Raw genomic sequence first — 15,464 nt, 5'->3', positions numbered from 1 at the left:
GATTTCCGGGATGCGACATAGCGGTCCGGCTCCAAAAGGATTAGAATGGCCTCAATCCGATCATTTGTGACATGAATTCAATATGGCTCGCCTCGATACCAACCGCTCCGGCGAGATGGATGTCTTCGTCCGCGTCGTCGATCTCGGCGGCTTCACCGCCGCCGCGAACAGCCTGCGCCTGACGCCCTCGGGCGTCAGCAAGCTGGTCTCCCGGCTCGAGACGCGGCTCGGCACCCGGCTTGTCAACCGCACCACGCGCAAGCTTCAGCTCACCGAGGAAGGGCAGGCCTTCTACCAGCGCGCCCAGCGCATCCTCGCCGACATCGATGAGGCGGAGCGCGAGGCCGCCTCCTGCGTGCCGCGCGGCCACCTCACCGTCAACAGCAACATCCCGTTCGGCATGCTGCACGTGATGCCGCTATTGCCGCGCTTCATGAGCGAGCATCCCGACATCACGCTGGACTTCGTGCTGACCGACACGTTGGTCGACCTGATGCAGGAGCGCGCTGACATCGCGATCCGCGTCGGACCGCTCGGCGCCTCGCGGTTGATCGCGCGCAAGCTCGGTACGAGCCGCATGGCCGTTGTCGCCGCCCCCTCCTATCTCGCCCGCTTCGGCACGCCGAAGACGCCGGCCGATCTCGCCGCTCATCGCGGCATCGGCTGGACCTTTCCACGCAGCATCCGCGGCTGGCCGTTCCGCCGCGGTGAGCGGATCGAGGAGGCCCTGCCGCCGCCGGTCGCACGCGCCAGCGACGGCGAGACCGCACGCCAGCTCACGCTCGGCGGCATCGGGCTCGCACGGCTGGCGCTATTCCATATCGGCCCCGACATCGAGGCCGGCCGCCTGGTGCCGGTATTGCAGACTCTCAATCCCGGCGACCGCGAGGACATCCACGCGGTCTATGTCGGCCATGCCGGGCCGTTGCCGGCGCGCGTGCGGGCCTTCATCGATTTCCTCGCCCAACACGTCCGCATCGGCGACCCGGCACTGCGCCATGGCGCAGACGGAAAGTGGAAGATCATACCCGGCCGGTAAGCATTCAATGAAGGACGTTTCCTCTGCACTTCAGTCGGTCACTGAATCGATCCGCATCGCGGCAGAGCCGATACATGTCTGGAACGCGATCGTCGATCCCTGCGCGGGCGAGACCTGGCGCAACGCCTATTTCAAGACCGATTGGAGCATTGGTGCGGCCATCGAGATCGAAGCGGTGATTGGCGCAAAGCGTTACCGCGACAAGGGACGCGTCATCGACGTCGAACCACCGTCGCGGCTCGCGTACAGCTATTGGTCGCGGGTGTCCGGTCTGCCGGATATTCCCGAGTCCTATTCGACGATTACCATGGCGCTTGCGGCCGACGGCAACGAGACGGTGCTGACGGTTACCCAGCACGTGCCGCCGTCACCGCCACGCCGCGGGGACGGGTGGGAGATCGGCGCCGAGTCCGGTGCAAAGCATGCCGCGTTCTACTGGCGCATGGCGCTGCCGCGCCTGAAGCGGATCGTTGAGGAAAGGCTTGCCACGCGTTCGCCAGAGCGGGGGCCGATCTAGACCCGCTTCAGCAAATAGAGGTGCGTGACGTAAGGAAACACCACCTCGTCGGCGTCGCCGAGACCGGCCTCGCGCAGGATGTCGTCCGTCTTTGCACGAAGGGTCGCCTTCGCGGTGTCCGGAAGGTTGGCGACGTAGCTCGTCGATGCGACGCGCTGGAAGACATCCTGCCGCGGCATCCGATGCGGATGCTCCTGCACGATTTCCTTCTCGAGCACGAAGCGCGGATCGTTCAGGATCCATCGCCAGCGGCCCGTCCGTTGCCGGGGCGTGTCTCCCGCGTAGTGTTCGATCATACGGGACAACGCATCGACCCATGGCGCGCGGTCATCCCTGTTGTTCCAGACCAGCGCCAGCGTTCCGCCGGGGCGCAGCAGCCGCGCGATCTCGGCGACGGACGGCTCGTTGTCGAACCAATGGAAGGCCTGGGCGCAGGTGACGAGATCGACACTGCCCGTTTCCAGGCCGATTGCATCGGCACGCGCGTTGATGACCTCGACGATCGCTTCCTTCGCCAGCTTGGCCGACATCTCCGGCACGGGCTCGACGGCGATCAGGCGGGCGGTCGAAGACAAATGCGCAAGCAGGAGGCGGGTGAACTTGCCGGTTCCGGCGCCGAGATCAACGACGCAATGTGCGGCCTGAAGCGGCAGCGCGGCCACGATCTCGGCCGGATAGCTGGGCCGACCAGTTTCGTAAGCGTTGACCGCGACACGATAATTTTCAGCCGTGGGATTCAGTGTCATTTCCGCGCCTTCCTGTAAGCCTGCTGTGTGCCGTGAAGTCTCGCCGGACGGTATAGAGCAGCGGACACGCCGAACTGGAAGAGCGTGTCGATTCAAGTTTCGCTGATATACGTCACCTTTGCGTCACTGCGTCGCGCGACGGGAGTTCGTGCCGCAATTTGTGGTTGCCAGCCATGGGCGATTTGGACCAAGCTTCTTGAAAGCGGACGGAGTCAGTTGCGCTTGCGCCGGACAGGTCCGGTCCCCTTCCGCAGCGGAGCAACCATGCCACGATCCAGGGCCGTCTTCGTCACGGGTATCATCTACGCCTTGATAGGCCTGGTCCTGGCGGGCGGCGGCATTTGGCTCGCCGCATTGGGTGGATCCATCTTCTACGTTTTCCTCGGCGCCGGCATTATCGCCACGGCTGCGTTGTTGCTGGCGCAACGCCGTTCGGCACTCTGGCTGTTTGCGATCGTGCTGATCGGCACGCTGGCGTGGGCCGTCTATGAGGTGCGATTTGACTGGTGGCCGCTCGCGGCGCGCGGCGACGTCATCTTCCCGATGGCGCTGTGGCTGCTCACGCCGATAATCGTTCGCGGACTGGTGCGAAGCGAGCCGGTATCGTACGCGCGCGCAACAGCCCCACTTTGGGTCGGAGTGGTGGCGGCTGCGGCCGTGCTCGTGGTCGGGCTGCTGTCCAGCTATCACGATATCAACGGCACGATTGCCGAGGCCGGCTCCCCCGTGCCGCAAAGCGAAGCCGATCCGCAACCGGATGGTGATTGGCGTGCCTATGGACGCACGCAATTCGGACAGCGCTATTCGCCGCTGAAGCAGATCACGCCGGACAATGTCGGCAACCTCAAGGTCGCCTGGACCTTCCGCACCGGCGACATGCCGACACCAAACGATTCCGGCGAGACCACCTTCGAGGTCACCCCGATCAAGGTGCGCGATACGCTCTATCTCTGCTCGCAGCACCAGATCCTGTTTGCGCTCGACGCCAAGACCGGCACGGAGCGCTGGCGATACGATCCCAAGCTGACATTCAACAAGACGTTCCAGCACATGACCTGCCGCGGGGTCTCCTACCATGAGACCGTGCCTGGCGCCGTCGACAGCAGCGGCAGTCCTGCGCCCGCCGAATGTCCCCGCCGGATCTTCCTGCCTGTCAATGACGGCCGCATGATCGCGCTCGATGCTGACAGTGGCAAACCCTGCGAGAGCTTTGCCGATCACGGCATCCTCGACCTGCAGCAGGGAATGGGCGACAAGACGGCCGGCTTCTTCGAGCCGACGTCCCCGCCCGTCGTGAGTGACAGGATCCTGGTCGTCGCCGCCGCCGTGATCGACAATTATGGCGTCGACGTGCCTTCGGGCGTGGTGCGCGGTTTCGATGTCTACACCGGCAAGCTGGTTTGGGCCTGGGACTCGGCCGCGGCGGACGAGAATGCGCTGCCTTCGCCGACGCGGCACTACACCAACGGTTCGCCGAATTCCTGGATCACGGCGTCATTCGATCCGAAACTGAACCTGGTCTACATCCCCACCGGCAACAATGGACCGGATATCTGGGGCGGCAATCGCAACGCGCTGGTCGAGCGCTATTCGAGCTCCATCGTTGCGCTCGATATCAACACCGGCAAGCGCGCCTGGTCGTACCAGACCGTGCATCACGACCTCTGGGACATGGACGTCCCCTCGCAGCCGAGCCTGGTCGACATCACGACGGCCAAGGGCGTGGTGCCCGCGATCATCCAGCCCACAAAGGTGGGCAACATCTTCGTGCTCGACCGCAGAAACGGCGAACTGATCGTGCCGGCGCCGGAGCGTCCGGTGCCGCAGGGCGCCGCGCCCGGCGACCACTCTGCACCGACGCAGCCGTTCTCCGAGTTGACATTCCGCCCGGAGGCAAAACTGACCGGCGCGGACATGTGGGGCGGCACGATCTTCGACCAGTTGCTGTGCCGGATCATGTTCCATCGGTTGCGTTACGAAGGCACGTTCACGCCGCCGTCGCTTCAGGGCACGCTGGTCTTCCCGGGCAATCTCGGCATGTTCGAATGGGGCGGCATCGCGATCGATCCTGTGAGGCAGATCGCGATCGCCAATCCGATGTCGCTGCCGTTCGTGTCGAGGCTCATTCCGCGCGGCCCGCAAAATCCTCCGGCGCCGACGGCCGAAAAGCCTGTCGGCAGCGAGGCCGGAGTGCAGCCGATGTACGGCACGCCGTTCGGGGTGGATATCTCGAACTTCCTCTCCCCGCTCGCCGTGCCGTGCTACCGGCCGCCGTGGGGCTCGATGGCCGCGATCGATCTCAAGACGATGAAGATCATCTGGCAGCATCCCAACGGCACGATCCGGGACACCACGCCGCTGCCGCTCCCCTTCAAGATGGGCGTGCCGATGCTGGGTGGACCGATCACCACCGCCGGCGGCGTCGCGTTCTACACCGGGACCTATGAATACACGATCCGCGCTTACGACGTGCGTAACGGCAAGGTGGTCTGGGAAGATCGCTTGCCCGCCGGCGCCCAATCGACGCCGATGAGCTACGAGGCCGACGGCAAACAATATGTCGTCACCGCAGCCGGCGGCCACGGCTCGTTCGGCACCAAGCGTGGCGATTATGTGATCGCCTACGTCTTGAAGGATTGAACCACGTCATCGGGCCGTAATCTTTCTTCCCCTTCCCCCTGAAAGGCAGGGCTATCGCATATGCCGCCTTGGGCGGCTGCGCACATACTCGGCCTCGTGGTTCGAGGCGCGCCGCAAGCGGCGCTCCTCACCATGAGGGTCTACTATTGTGCCGCAACACAAGACCTCATCCTTAAGGAGCCCGCCAAAGGCGGGCGTCTCGAAGGATGCCGCAGGGCGGTTTGCTCCCAAATGCGATTGCCCTACCCTGAAAGAGGGAAGGTCGGGATCAGCCCGCGGGCGATGCGTTCTGCGGAGAGAGTGGATCCCCACCCGCTTTGCTCTGGCGAGCAAAGCGACCTCCCCTTTGCAAGGGGAGGTGCAGCCGGCCCAACTCGGATAGCGTCCAAACGGGTTGGCAAGCGCGGCCAAAGCCGCAAAACGTCCGCCCCCTTTCACATCCCACTATCAGAGTATGACATGTCGAGCGCCTCGCCCGCCGTCTCGATCGGCGTCGATTTTGGCACCAGCAACACCGTGGTCGCATTGTCCGACGGCGACGGCCGCGTCGAAGCGATCCGTTTCGACCATGGCGGCCGCACACATAATGTCTTTGTGTCGGCGCTGTGCTTCTGGGAGGAGCGGCCGGGCAGCGGCCTGCATCCGCGCGCCGAGGGCGGCCCGTGGGCGATCGAGCAGTTCCTGGAGGGGCGCACCATTCACCGCTTCATCCAGTCGTTCAAGACGTTTGCCGCAAGCTCGGCATTCAACACCACGCAGATCTTCCGGCAACGCTACAAGTTCGAGGACCTGCTGGCGGCGTTCCTGCGCACGCTGGCGCGCCATGCCGGCGGAGGCTTCGATCTCGGCGCACCGACCATCATGGTCGGGCGGCCGGTGCGGTTTGCCGGCGGCAATCCCAATGACGAGCTCGCCATGCAGCGCTACAGGGCCGCGTTTGACCGGCTCGGGGCCGGCCACGCGCGCTATGTCTACGAACCGGTCGGCGCCGCGTTCGCCTTTGCGCGCAGCCTCGATCACGATGCGACCGTGCTGGTCGCCGATTTCGGCGGCGGCACCAGCGACTTCTCGATCATGCGCTTCTCACGCGTGGGCGGCGTGCTGCGCGCCGAACCGCTGGGACACGCCGGCATCGGGATCGCCGGCGACACGTTCGACTATCGCATCGTCGACCATATCGTCTCGCCGCGACTGGGCAAGGGCACCAATTACCGGTCGTTCGACAAGGTGCTGCCGATTCCCAATCACTATTATTCGAGCCTCGCCCGCTGGCATCAGCTCGCGATGATGAAGGGCAACGGCGATTTGCGCGAGCTGCAGCAGCTTGCGCGCACCGCGCTCGATCCCGCCCCGCTGCATGATTTCATCACCATCGTCGACCACGATCTCGGCTTTGCGCTCTATCGCGCGGTGTCGGATACCAAGGTCGCGCTGTCGAGCCGCGACAGCGTCGAGTTCCGCTTTGCGCGCGAAGGCATCGACATTGCCGCGACCGTCACGCGCGCCGACTTCGAGGCCTGGATCGCCGACGACATCGAACGGCTGGGAGCCACGGTCGACGAAGCCCTGGCCAAGGCCGGCATCACCGCGCGCGATGTGGAGAAAGTCTTTTTGACCGGCGGCACATCGTTCGTGCCGGCCGTGCAGCGTCTGTTCGCCGAGCGCTTTGGCGAAGCGCGGCTGACCTCGGCCGACCAGTTCGAATCGATCGCCTACGGCCTCGCTTTGATCGGCCACACGCCGGACCCCGATCGCTGGACCGTGATCGCGGCGGCGTGACGCTTCATTTCCCGCCTTGATCCTGAGTGCATAGGCGACTACATCAACTGCATCATCAATCCGAGAGGATGCCGACGGCCATGGATTTCATCCGGACAGCAACGCCCATCAGCCTTGCCCACGGAGACATCCATCGCCATGCCAGCATCGATCACGCTCTCGAATTTGACCCTGTCCGCGCCTGACGGCCGGATCCTTCTCTCCAACATCGACCTCAGCTTCGGACCCGAACGGACCGGCCTTGTCGGCCGCAACGGCACCGGGAAAACGACGCTGCTTGCTTTGATCGCCGGCGAACGTGCGCCACAATCCGGCACGGTCTCGGTCCGCGGACGCGTCGGACTGCTGCATCAGACGGTCCAGATGCAGCCGGATGAATGCGTCATCGATCTGTTCGGGGCTCGCCATGCGCTTGGCGCGCTGCGCCGCGCGGAACAGGGGCGTGCGACCACCGAGGAGCTTGCTGATATCGACTGGACGCTGGACGTCCGCATTGCATCCGCACTCGGCCGGGTCGGATTGGGAGATGTTCTCGAAGCACCCATGGCGCGACTGTCCGGCGGACAAGCCACAAGAGCACGTCTCGCCGCGCTCATTTTCGCAGAGCCCGACTTCCTGTTGCTGGACGAACCTACGAACAATCTGGATCGCGAGGGACGCGGGGCTGTGCTCGACCTGCTCATCGGCTGGCACCGTGGCGCGATCATTGTCAGCCACGATCGCGCGCTGCTGGAGAGCATGGATGCAATTGTCGAACTGACTTCGCTGGAGGCCCGACGCTACGGCGGCAATTGGAGCCACTATCGCGAACGCAAGGCGATCGAGCTTGCCGCGGCCCGGCATGACCTGGCGAGCGCCGACAAGCGCCTGGCCGAGATCGACCGCAAGGAACGGGAGACGATCGAACGGAAAGCGCGCAAGGACGGCGCAGGCCAGCGCAAGCGCGCAAAGGGCGACATGCCGCGCATTGCCGCGGGCCTGCGCAAGGACCGCAGCGAGGACACGGGCGGCGAGAACGCCCGCCTCGCTGAGCGCAGGCGGATGAAGGCGCTCGACCACGCGACCGCAGCACGCCAACGCATCGAGGTCCTTCAGCAGTTCTCGGTGCAACTGCCGCCGACACATCTGCCCATCGGCAGGATGGTGCTCAGCATCGAGGCCGCCGATGTCGGCTACACCGCCGAGAAGCCGGTCCTGCGGGGCCTCACCTTCTCCATCGCCGGACCGGAGCGTGTCGCGATCGTCGGGCCTAACGGGGCGGGCAAGACGACGTTGCTCAAGCTGATCAGCGGCGACCTGATGCCATCGCGCGGTAAGGTGCAGGTCGCGAACGGTTTTGCGATGTTCGATCAAGCGGTCAGCCTGCTGGACGCGTCGGCCTCGATCCTGGACAACTTCCAGCGCATCAATACGGATACCGGGGAGAACGAGTGCCGGGCGGCGTTGGCGCGCTTCATGTTCCGGGCCGATGCGGCGCTACAGACCGTCTCCAGCCTCAGCGGTGGGCAGTTGCTCCGGGCGGGCCTCGCCTGTGTCCTTGGCGGCGCGGCACCACCACCGCTTTTGATCCTCGACGAGCCGACCAACCATCTCGACATCGAATCCATGGAAGCGATCGAGGCCGGATTGCGCGCCTATGACGGGGCGCTGCTGGTGGTGAGCCACGATGAGGCCTTTCTCACGGCCATTGCCGTCACCCGCAGGTTCGATCTACCTACGCCCGATAGATAAGTGAGATCAGCGGAATCTCCCTACGGGATCAAAGACCCAGCCGCTTCGCCACAGCGGCGGACAGGGCATTGCCGGTCGCGGTTAGCCCGTTAGGTCAACGGTTCTGCCCGAGCGGTTGGTTTCGAACTTGCAAGCTGTCCCTCCAGCGATCATCGTGCGGCCATGCTTTGGTCAAAACTGCATTGCGAGTTTGGCGGTATCGACGTGCTGGAAACGCGATCGCCCTGCTTGGGCTAACATGGACAGCGGATGGGTCCCCAGCGCATTTTAGACGGCCCACCGCAAAGGCTTGTGATGGAAAGCGCAGGGCTTGGTAAAGCAGATCTTTTCGCTCTTGGCGGCGCGTGGGGCGCTGCAAGCTACCTGGCGGAACTTCTGGTAGTCGCCGCGATTTACGCTGGCCTCGCCGCGTCCGCGCAATTCCTGCCCGCAATAAACCCGGCCGCGACACCGTTGTGGCCACCGACCGGGGTTGCGCTCGCGCTGGTCATGCTGCGCGGCTACCGGATTTGGCCCGCGATCCTGGTGGGGGCCGTTTCTCCTTATCTCATGTCCGACCGATCGATCCTCGAGTTTGGCGCGGTCGGGATCGGCACTCTCCTTGCCGCATTTGCCGGAGCATGGCTGATCGGTCGCTGGGCGAACGGTCAGCAGACGTTTTCGAGCCCCTCCAGCATCGCGAAGTTTGCGATCGTTTCCTTTGCGCCGACCACGGTGATCAGTTCAACCATTGCCGTGGCCGGGTCCATTCTCGCCGGCGAACCAGGCGTTTCCGATTCCGTCGTCACCTGGTTAACCTGGTGGCTTGCAGACGCAGCCGGGACTTTGGTGATTGCTCCGGTCGTCGTGCTCTGGGCAATGATGCCCTTACGCATGTCGTTTGAACGGATTCTATTGGAAACGATCGCAGTCTGCGCTCTGGTAAGCGTGATCGGGATCGCTGCTTACGGCCCGCTCATCGGCGGTGACCTCATCGGCAACGACCTCAACACGCTGCTGCCGCATCGGAGCCTTCTGGGCTTTCTGGTCTTGGTGCCCTTGATGTGGGCTGGGTTGCGCGGCAATCGATGCAACGTCGCGACCGCCGCACTCGTTTTCATCGGAATGGCCCTGTGGGGCTTCTCGCTAGGCAACGATCCATTTCCGAAAGCCGATCTGAATGGAGCACTATTATCGTTGCTCGTGCTCTCGATCAGCGCATCGATGCCGCCTCTTGCCTTGGCTGCGGCGATTGCGACGCACCAGACCGCGGAAGCCCATTTGCGGGCTGTCCAAGACCAACTGAACCGTCAAGTTGAACGGAAAGCCTTGGCGCTCGACAACGTGAGGCGCCACTTCCAAAGCCTAATCGAAGGCGTTGTCGACTACGCCATCTTTGCCCTTGATAAAGAAGGGCACGTGACGAGCTGGAACAGCACCGCTCAAAAAATCATCGGCTACACCCCGGAAGAGATCATAGGCAAGCATTTCGGGATCTTTTATCGGCCGGATGAACGCCGCGCCGGTTCACCAGCCCACGCGCTGGAATTGGCAATTCAAGAAGGCAAGCACGACGTCGAGGGGTGGCGCATCAGAAAAAATGGCACGCCGTTCTTCATCACCGGCTCAGTCTCGTCGAGCCGCGATAGCGCAGGCGAGTTGATCGGTTTTATCAGCATCCTCCGGGACGCAACCGAGCGACGCGACGCGGAGGAGAAGCTGGTGCAAGCGCGCGAACAGCTCGCGATGTCTCAAAAGATGGAGGCAATCGGCAAACTGACCGGTGGCATTGCACACGACTTCAACAATCTATTGATGATCATTGGGGGCAGCGCCCAGATCTTTGCACGCCTGCTCGATCCAAAGTTACCGAGAGCGATCGAAGCCATCCAGACCGCAGCCAAGCGCGGGGAAAGCCTCACGCGCCAACTGTTGACATTCTCTCGCCATCAGCATCTCAGCCCGACGGTCGTCGATCTGAATGCGTCGATCAAGAACATGCGGACCATGATCGAGAGCTCATTGCGCGGGAATATTGTGTACAACGAAAACGTCGGCGGCGACGTTGCGCCAGTCAAGGTGGACCTCGCCGAGCTCGAGCTTGCGATCGTCAACGTTGCCGTCAATGCGCGCGACGCGATGATGAACGGCGGCACGTTCACGTTATCCGTTCATGCCGTAACTGTAGACCGGAAAACCGGCGACGATCGCCGTGGGAAGGTGTTCTTTGCGATCGCGCTCAGCGATACGGGCACCGGCATTCCGCCGAACCTTCTGTCCAAGATGTTCGACCCGTTCTTCACGACGAAAGAGGTCGGCAAAGGCACGGGGCTCGGTCTATCTCAAGTCTATGGCTTTGCGCATCAGGCCGGCGGAACGGTGACCGCAGACAGCAAGGTCGGACAGGGAACGACGATCACGATCTATTTGCCGTCCTGTGCAGAGGAGCAGATCACCAGCAAAGCCCTCGCCGCGGCCAGAACCAGAGCACAGCATCCGCAGCGGCAGACGGTTCTCGTTGTCGACGACAGCGCTGATGTGGCGGATGTGACATCCTCGCTGTTCGAGCATCTCGGCTATGAGACCGTTTATCGGGATTCGGCCGAAGCGGCATTAAAGCTGCTCGAAGCCGGCACAAAGATCGACCTCGTCTTCAGCGACATCGTCATGCCAGGAACCATCGATGGCGTCGGGCTGGCGAGAGAAATCCGGTCGCGGTATCCCAGTCTGCCCGTGGCCCTTACGACCGGCTACAGCGATGCTGCCAAGGCAGCCCCACCAAATCTGAAGATACTCCGCAAGCCGTTCGATACCGAGGCGCTCAGGGATTTTATCCAGGATATTGCGCCTCCGCGATCAGCGAGATCATCCGGCGCACCGCTCGCGTGAGGAGCGGCAGCCCCTCGACAACCCGTTCGGCACGAGGTTGTCACCCATCTGTCAGGTACAACCTGTCACCTATATGTCCGGGCTGCACAGCTACCAAATGGCGGAGAGGGAGACAAAATTAGCACGTATCGCCCTCATTCGCATATGATCGCCGACATTCAAGAAACACTTGCGCCAAAGGTGCAAGCTGTGCGCCGAGCCTCAGGCGCCTTCGTCCCAATTCATGTGCAATCTCCAGGGAAATATGGGCCGGAGTATGGGCAAGGACGTTCGACGGACGGTTGGGGTTGGCTGGAATAATCTAGTGAGTAAATAGGCGACCTCAGCGTTTGGCCCGCGCTCACCGAGGCGGATCCGTCAGATTTCGATCCGCGTGTCATGGCGACATACAGGTTGCGCGCATCGACGAGCCGGCGTCCATGATGACGGCCGCTTCCGCCTCCAGGCCCTTCAGGAGCAGTTGTGCTGCCGACAGCTCGACAAGGCAAGGGCCTGCCTATCAGCCGGTTCTGTTCGCGCATGCGCATGACGGCGCTAGTGAACGATAGTCCGCCTGTCCCGTGATGCTTCCATCTAGCTCGACCGGCCCCCGTCGCTGGGAGCTGTCCCGGCCAAACAGACCATGAATTGCAAATGTTCATGTTTTGTTCTACAATCGGCAACGCCGGCACCCATCCCGGGCATCGGCCAGAGAATCCCCCACCGGAGAGTCGAGTGCCCCAATGCTCCGCGACGATCGTCCCTCGCAGCGTTTCGATCAGGTCTCGCACCGAAGTAATGTCGAACTTGTGCGGCCCGTCCTTACTCACGATGAGCCTTCCATCCAGGGTAACCACAGCGTGCATGACCTCGCCGGCTAGCTCGCTGCGAAGTGCGGTGCAGACGCGCGCAGCCAGACAATCACCTCGCGAAAACGAGCCTGCCCTATCCAAGGCTTTACCCAGGCCCGAGAGCGCTCGGCCTTATTTCGACTCCCGAATCAGGTTCGTTGGTCACCCATGCACTTCCGCCGAAACTTCGCAGGCGCTCTGACGAATCCGGTAAGCCAATATTAACCAAAACTGCTGTTTATCGTTACCGATGTATGAATCCATTAAGAAGCCTTACCTCGATCTGCCGGAGGAAGCGCAAGCAGCGCTTGTTGCCGCTGCGCGCGACACCTCGCCTGTGCGCGGTTTGACGCACGGCTTCTACAAATATCCAGCGCGCTTCTCGCCGGTTTTTGCCAACGCCGTCATCAAGACATTCACCCAACCTGGCGATCTGGTCCTCGATCCGCACGTCGGCGGCGGGACGACGCTGGTAGAGGCCCTTGCCTCAGGTCGCGAAGCTATCGGTGTGGACATCAGCTCGCTGGCCGAATTCATCGCGACGGTGAAGTGCTCAGTGTATTCCGAAGCAGAGCTAGATGCCCTTGAGCGCTGGTCGGGTTGCGTGGCCCGCGCCGTCGATATTCACAAACCGTCCAAGCCGATCGCCGACTACGAGAACATGGGCTACTACAAGCACCTGGACCATCGATCGCGCTGGCGGCTTCGCAAGGCCATTGAACAATCGGTTGCAAGCGCAGTGTCACTCGGCACGCCGCGCCTTGAAGCATTCGGCCGCTGCGTTGTGCTTCGGACAGCCCAGTGGGCGCTTGACGGCCGCAGCAAGCAGGCCACGGTGGGAGGCTTCCGTCGCACGCTCACCGAAACAGCCCAAGACATGGTGATGGGCGCCCGCGAGTTCCGGGCCTTGGTCAAGGCACACGGGCGCCAGCCCGTGACGATCCTCCGCCGGAGTGCGATTGGCATCGACGAGGAAGAGAAGTTGACCGGGATGCGCCCGCCGCGCCTAGTAGTGACATCGCCACCATATCCCGGCGTACACGTTCTGTATCACCGTTGGCAGGTAGACGGCCGCAAAGAGGCGCCCGTGCCATTCATGATCGCCAACAAGCTCGATGGCTCCGGCCTGAGCTACTACACGATGGGCGACCGCAAGTATCCAGGACTCAAAACCTATTTCAACAACATCAGGGGCTCAATGTCCTCCGTCGCGGCGCTCGCTGATCGCGATACCATCGTCGTCCAAATGGTCGCCTTTTCGGCGCCGGACTGGCAGCTTCCGCGGTATCTCGAAGCCATGGAAGAGGCCGGTTTGACCGAACTTTTCCTGCCATCCCTCAAGGGCGAGCGCGACGGACGCCTCTGGCGCAGCGTCCCCGGGCGCAGATGGTACAGCGCGCAGCGAGGCACGACGCCCGGCAGCCAGGAAGTAGTACTTTTCCACCGCCGCCGGATCGACTACCGCGCCGCCGAAGCTACTTTTCAGCCACGTCCATCAGCTTGATCATTGTCATCGCGACGCGCCGCACTTCATTGCGACGGGCTGCGTCGGCCGCATCAACGTCCTCGTCCTTCTTCCCAATGGTCTCCTGATACATCTGGTACAGGTGGAAGGCGATGTGCGACGTGTACTTGTTCAGCTTGCGCTGCACGTCCTGCTCGGTGTTGCGCTTCGCGAGGGCCTGCCGGAGCTCCCGCAGCACTGCCATATCCTGGTTGATGATCAGGATGAGTGGCGCGCGCTCGGTCGGCTTCAGGAAGGCGCCGGCGTCCTCGTCCGTCCACTCCTCGGCGTTCCAGCATGGCTGATCGTATTCGTCGCGCGTTATCGTCTTGAGCTCGTAGGGCGGCCGGCGCATCGAACCGGTCTTGAACTCGCTATCGACCAACCGCGGCGCCTTCGGGTCCTTCACCGTCGGCTCGGGCGGATCGACCACGTCGGCGTCGAAAGACGTCACGAGCTGGCGGCCCTTCGGGCCGGTTGCGGTGACCTCAAAGGTCAGGCGCTGACCCGCCTGCCATTTGGGCAGAGGTGAGACCAACATCGTGAAGCGTCCGGCAGCGGGATCAGAGAAGTGAATGTCCGGCTGCGCGCCGGTCCCGAGCAGCTTGGCCGCGAACTTCCACGGTGCGGCGTCATCCGTGATCAAGCGGTCCTTGCCGTCCCACCTCATGCGGATATGCGAGTCGGTTTCGCCGCGACGGATCTGCACCGGCTGGCGCGATGTGACCTTCAGCTTGATGGGCTCGTCAACGAGCTTCGGGTCCGGCTTGTCCACGTCGGGTTTCACAAGAACCGAAAGCTCGAGGCGTCGCGGCTCCGCGATACCGTTGAAGCGTGCAGTAACCTTGATCGTGGCGCGGACCGGATATTCGTCCTTATCGAAGTCTTCCGGCTCGTTGAACGTGAGCGTCAGTTTGCCGTGATCTTCCAAGCGCTCATGCTTCACCTTGAGTTCGAGAACCTTGGAATCGTCTTCGACAGTGAACTGCGAGATCGCCGCCCAGTGCCCGGACGGGATCGACTTGATGGCGATCTCGCGTGGCGCATTGGGGCGGAGGCGGATGATCGACGCCGCCGGCTGAGACGTGAGCACCGGATAGTCTGATGCCTGGCCGACGTCGGGCGGCAACAGTGTCACCACTCCGCCCTTCACCACGGTCTTGAAGCCGAGTTCATCACCGCCGTGCGTGTCGCCGGCAGCGCCGATGCCCTCCACGAAAGAGTACCCCTTGTCGTGGTGCGACTCAATGAGCTGGTCGAGGGTTTGCTTGACCTTCTCGTCGCCGGCGGAAAGCTCAGAAACAGCCTCTTCCGCTTCCTGTTCGAGGCGCACGAGATCGGGGTCACCCTTCAAGGTCGAGACAATACGCTTTGTAATCGCTTCGCGCACGGCACCGCGATAGAAGCCCTGCCGTGAACCTTGCATAAGACGACCAATCGCTTCCTGCGCAAGGCCATCAACGTCAATCATGATCATCATGCGTGAGCGGAGATAGCGAAAACCCAACTCCTGCACGATGAAGGTATTGTCGTCGAACTCCTGGCGCTGACCGTTGACCAGATATACGACACACCGCTTGCCGCGGCTTGCTTCGAGGTAGCTGCTGACTGGGGTCGCGCCCTGTGACTCCAGCATGAACTCCTCGCCCGCCTCTACGTCCAGAGGCAGCGCCGCCTGCTTCTCAGCGCCCTTCTTCGGCTTAGGCGGCAAAACAAAAACGCGGATGGAGATTGTGCCGAGGTCTTCGATGGGCAAATCGTCGAAAAGAAGCGGCTCAACTTTGACTGCTGTTTCGGCCATGACGTTCCC

General features: G+C 62.7%; 9 protein-coding genes. 7 read left to right on the top strand and 2 right to left on the bottom strand.

The genetic code is table 11. From position 1 onward, the window contains the following. Window positions 1–82: 82 nt before the first annotated feature. Entirely contained in the window at window positions 83–1,039 is a 957-nt protein-coding gene (locus P6U30_RS02295) for a LysR family transcriptional regulator (protein WP_407167935.1), read from the top strand. Beyond that, complete coding sequence (locus tag P6U30_RS02290) at window positions 999–1,556, top strand: SRPBCC family protein (RefSeq protein ID WP_407167934.1); 558 nt, start codon at window positions 999–1,001, stop codon at window positions 1,554–1,556. The genes P6U30_RS02295 and P6U30_RS02290 overlap by 41 nt, the downstream gene beginning before the upstream one ends. Here P6U30_RS02290 and P6U30_RS02285 read toward each other — a convergent pair. Further along, a complete protein-coding gene (locus P6U30_RS02285; protein WP_407167933.1) occupies window positions 1,553–2,302 on the bottom strand; it encodes a class I SAM-dependent methyltransferase in 750 nt (249 codons plus the stop codon). The two genes, P6U30_RS02290 and P6U30_RS02285, sit on opposite strands and share 4 nt — an antisense overlap. A 264-nt stretch (window positions 2,303–2,566) precedes the next feature. On the opposite strand from P6U30_RS02285, the gene P6U30_RS02280 reads away from it, so the two are divergent. The 5 genes from P6U30_RS02280 to P6U30_RS02260 all read left to right on the top strand — a co-directional run bounded on the left by P6U30_RS02280 (window position 2,567) and on the right by P6U30_RS02260 (window position 13,654). Continuing rightward, window positions 2,567–4,942 (top strand): glucose/quinate/shikimate family membrane-bound PQQ-dependent dehydrogenase, encoded by a 2,376-nt coding sequence (locus P6U30_RS02280; protein ID WP_407167932.1) that lies wholly within the window; start codon window positions 2,567–2,569, stop codon window positions 4,940–4,942. Window positions 4,943–5,401: 459 nt separating this feature from the next. Further along, entirely contained in the window at window positions 5,402–6,721 is a 1,320-nt protein-coding gene (locus tag P6U30_RS02275; RefSeq protein ID WP_407167931.1) for an Hsp70 family protein, read from the top strand. A 138-nt stretch (window positions 6,722–6,859) separates the two neighbouring features. After that, complete coding sequence (locus P6U30_RS02270; RefSeq protein WP_407167930.1) at window positions 6,860–8,452, top strand: ABC-F family ATP-binding cassette domain-containing protein; 1,593 nt, start codon at window positions 6,860–6,862, stop codon at window positions 8,450–8,452. Between the two features lie 249 nt (window positions 8,453–8,701). After that, window positions 8,702–11,320 carry an MASE1 domain-containing protein gene (locus tag P6U30_RS02265; protein ID WP_407167929.1) on the top strand — a complete coding sequence of 873 codons (2,619 nt, stop codon included), beginning with the start codon at window positions 8,702–8,704 and terminating at the stop codon, window positions 11,318–11,320. Between the two features lie 1,080 nt (window positions 11,321–12,400). Then, window positions 12,401–13,654, top strand: a complete 1,254-nt coding sequence (locus P6U30_RS02260; RefSeq protein WP_407167928.1) for a DNA methyltransferase — start codon at window positions 12,401–12,403, stop codon at window positions 13,652–13,654. On the opposite strand, the gene P6U30_RS02255 is transcribed toward P6U30_RS02260, so the two are convergent. Further along, window positions 13,626–15,455 carry a hypothetical protein gene (locus P6U30_RS02255; RefSeq protein ID WP_407167927.1) on the bottom strand — a complete coding sequence of 610 codons (1,830 nt, stop codon included), beginning with the start codon at window positions 15,453–15,455 and terminating at the stop codon, window positions 13,626–13,628. The two genes, P6U30_RS02260 and P6U30_RS02255, sit on opposite strands and share 29 nt — an antisense overlap. Between the last annotated feature and the right edge of the window lie 9 nt (window positions 15,456–15,464).

Origin of the sequence: Bradyrhizobium sp. ORS 111, from assembly GCF_045571485.1 — a bacterium.
Classification (GTDB): domain Bacteria; phylum Pseudomonadota; class Alphaproteobacteria; order Rhizobiales; family Xanthobacteraceae; genus Bradyrhizobium.
The sequence above is the reverse complement of the archived record's forward strand: the minus strand, read 5'-3'. Positions and strand labels throughout refer to the sequence as shown.

Bases quoted from the DNA above. Each gene is read 5' to 3' on its own strand.
- P6U30_RS02265 (WP_407167929.1), top strand. From the start codon at position 8,702: ATGGGTCCCCAGCGCATTTTAGACGGCCCACCGCAAAGGCTTGTGATG.
- P6U30_RS02270 (WP_407167930.1), top strand. From the start codon at position 6,860: ATGCCAGCATCGATCACGCTCTCGAATTTGACCCTGTCCGCGCCTGAC.
- P6U30_RS02255 (WP_407167927.1), bottom strand. From the start codon at position 15,455: ATGGCCGAAACAGCAGTCAAAGTTGAGCCGCTTCTTTTCGACGATTTG.
- P6U30_RS02275 (WP_407167931.1), top strand. From the start codon at position 5,402: ATGTCGAGCGCCTCGCCCGCCGTCTCGATCGGCGTCGATTTTGGCACC.
- P6U30_RS02280 (WP_407167932.1), top strand. From the start codon at position 2,567: ATGCCACGATCCAGGGCCGTCTTCGTCACGGGTATCATCTACGCCTTG.
- P6U30_RS02285 (WP_407167933.1), bottom strand. From the start codon at position 2,302: ATGACACTGAATCCCACGGCTGAAAATTATCGTGTCGCGGTCAACGCT.
- P6U30_RS02260 (WP_407167928.1), top strand. From the start codon at position 12,401: ATGTATGAATCCATTAAGAAGCCTTACCTCGATCTGCCGGAGGAAGCG.
- P6U30_RS02290 (WP_407167934.1), top strand. From the start codon at position 999: ATGGCGCAGACGGAAAGTGGAAGATCATACCCGGCCGGTAAGCATTCA.
- P6U30_RS02295 (WP_407167935.1), top strand. From the start codon at position 83: ATGGCTCGCCTCGATACCAACCGCTCCGGCGAGATGGATGTCTTCGTC.